A 2581-nucleotide genomic window follows, 5' to 3' on the forward strand; every position below is an offset into this window, starting at 1 on the left:
TCACCTGGAACAGCGGGTGCCGCGCCATCGAGCGGGACGGTGCCAGCTCTTCCACCAGCCGCTCGAACGGCACATCCTGATGGGCCAGGGCGTCCAAGCTGGCTTCCCGCACCCGCGCCAGGACCTGCCGGAACTCCGGGTCCCCGGACAGGTCGGTACGGATCACCAGCGTGTTGACGAAGAACCCGACCAGGTCGTCCAACGCCTCATCGGTGCGACCGGCCACCGCCGAACCGATCGGGATATCGGTACCGGCACCGAGCCGCGACAACAGCACCGCCAACGCGGCCTGCACCGCCATGAACGTCGTCACACCCTCGGCACGCGCCAGCGCCACCAGCCGCACATGCACGGCCGCCGACAGCCGAACCGGGGCCTCGTACCCGACATGGCTCGCCACGGCCGGTCGCGGACGGTCGGTCGGCAGCGTCAACTCCTCCGGGGCACCGGCCAGCGCCTGCCGCCAGTGCTCCACCTGCCGCGACAGCAGACTGTCCGGGTCCGACTCCTCGCCCAGCAACTTCCGCTGCCACAACGCGTAGTCGGCGTACTGCACCGGCAACGGCTCCCAGTCCGGGACCTGGCCGCGCCGCCGCGCCTCATACGCCGTCGACAGGTCACGGCCCAATGGACCACGCGACCAGCCATCGCTGGCGATGTGATGCACCACGATCAGCAGCGCCTGCTCATCCGGCCCAACCTGGTACAGGCAGGCACGGATCGGCAGTTCGGTGGTGAGGTCGAAGGCGCGCCGCGACGCCTGGTCCACCGCCTCCGCCAGCCCTTCGGACGTCACCTGTGTCAGCGACAGCTCCCAGTCCAGCTCGTGCGAGTCCACGATCCGCTGGTACGGCTCGCCATCCGCCTGCGGGAACATCGTCCGCAGGGACTCGTGCCGCACGATCACGTCCCGAAGCGCTGCTCCGATCGCGGCGGCATCCACGTCGCCGTCCAACCGCATCATCGTCGGCAGGTTGTACGTCGGGCTGGGGCCCTCTAGCTGGGCCAGGAACCACAGCCGCCGCTGCGCGAACGACAACGGAACGCGGTCCGGACGTACCCCGGCCCGCAGGGGCAGCCGCGCCGGTTCGGACCCGGCGCCCGTGATGCGGGGGACCAACCCGGCGACGGTCGGTGCCTCGAACAGCGAACGCAGCGACAGCTCCGCTCCGAGGGCGACGCGGATACGGGACGCCAGGCGGACGGCCAGCAGGGAGTGCCCGCCGAGTTCGAAGAAGTTGTCGTCGACGCCGACGGACTCCAGGCCCAGAATCTCGGTGAACGCCGCACACAGGGCCACTTCCACTGGTGTGGCCGGGGCGCGCCCCGTGCCGGTGGCGTACTCGGGGGCGGGCAGTGCCTTGCGGTCGAGCTTGCCGTTGGCCGTCAGCGGCAACTCCGGCAGCGAGACGACGGCCGCCGGAACCATGTGGTCGGGCAGCCTGGCCGCGACGAACTCCCGCAGGCCGTCCGGCTCGCCCCCGTCCGCCGCGACGACGTAGGCGACCAGGCGCTTGTCACTCGGGGTGTCCTCACGGGCGACCACCGCCGCCTGGGTCACGTCCGGGTGGGTCAGCAAGGCGGCTTCGATCTCGCCCGGCTCGATCCGGAAGCCACGGATCTTGACCTGCTCATCCGCACGCCCGGCGAACACCAACTGCCCCTCCGGGCTCCACCTGGCCAGGTCCCCGGTGCGATACATCCGCTCACCGGAACCCGGGCCGAAGGGGCACGCCACGAACCGCTCACCCGTCAGTGACGGACGGCTCACATATCCGCGCGCCAGGCCCGTACCGGCGACGTAGAGCTCACCGGCCACGCCGACGGGCATCGGCTGGAGGGCATCGTCCAGGACGTACATGCGGGTGTTGGCGATCGGGGTACCGACCGGCACCACCCCACCAGCCACCAACTCCGGGGTCAGCTCGACAGTGGCAACACCGATGGTCGTCTCCGTCGGACCGTAATGGTTGAACACCCGCCGACCCCCGGCAACAGCCGCCTCCACCAACTCCCGCACCCACCCAGGACTCGCAGCCTCACCGCCCAACACCACCGACCGTGCGGGCAACAACGGCTCGATACCCACCACGGACGCCAACGCCCGCAGATGCGACGGCACCACCTTCAACGCGTCGATGTTCTGCTCAGCCACATACCCGGCAACCGCCTCCGGATCAGTGACCGACTCCTCATCCAGCACATGCAACTCACCGCCGGTCGCCAGGCTGGAGAACACCACCGTGTTACCCAGATCCGTCACCTGCGCCTGCAACAACGCATACCTCACCCCCGCCTCGGTCCAGCCCAACCGCTCAGACACCGAACACACATAATTCGCCAACGACCCGTGCGTGACCGCCACACCCTTCGGCACACCCGTCGAACCCGACGTATAGATCACATACGCCAACCCCGACGGATCCACCGCCACCGCCTCAGGCGACGCATCCACAGCATCCGCCGACTGCGCCAACTCCTGCGCACCGACCACCACACCCACCCCGGCGTCGGCGAGCATGAACTCCACCCGATCGCCCGGCAACGCACCATCAACCGGCAGATACGCCGCCCCCGCCCT

General features: G+C 69.5%; 1 protein-coding gene. It reads right to left on the reverse strand.

All coding sequences use genetic code 11. From position 1 onward, the window contains the following. Nucleotides 1-2521, reverse strand: a 2521-nt coding sequence (locus ACYVOO_RS36910; RefSeq protein WP_461020105.1) for a condensation domain-containing protein, incomplete at its 3' end; no start/stop codon positions are given. Nucleotides 2522-2581: the final 60 nt, after the last annotated feature.

The organism is Streptomyces daliensis (assembly GCF_054782395.1).